Raw genomic sequence first — 294 nt, 5'->3', positions numbered from 1 at the left:
CTGGAGCGCCCGTTGAGGTCGATTTAAGTAAATTAGAACCTGGTCAACAGATTACAGTCGAATGGCGAGGAAAACCCGTTTGGATTATCCGTCGCACTAAAGAAATGCTTGAAGGCTTAGATGATCATGATGTCCTGCTAAGAGATCCTAAATCGTTGGTTGATCAGCAGCCTGAATATGCTAAGAATGAATTTCGCTCGATTAAACCCGAATATTTAGTATTGATTGGGATCTGTACTCATTTAGGCTGCATTCCAAAATATAAACCCTATGAACAGGAACTTGGTCCACAAT

At 41.2% G+C, this 294-nt stretch carries 1 protein-coding gene; it reads left to right on the top strand.

All coding sequences use genetic code 11. The features are described 5' to 3' along the window. A partial coding sequence (gene petA / locus IEX97_RS13710; protein WP_229776933.1) for a ubiquinol-cytochrome c reductase iron-sulfur subunit occupies window positions 1-294 on the top strand: 294 nt, incomplete at both ends.

It is taken from the genome of Paenalicyclobacillus cellulosilyticus (assembly GCF_014647315.1).
GTDB classification, from domain to species: Bacteria; Bacillota; Bacilli; order Alicyclobacillales; family Alicyclobacillaceae; genus Alicyclobacillus_J; species Alicyclobacillus_J cellulosilyticus.
Note: the sequence above shows the minus strand (reverse complement) of the source record. Positions and strands in the feature narration are given on the sequence as shown.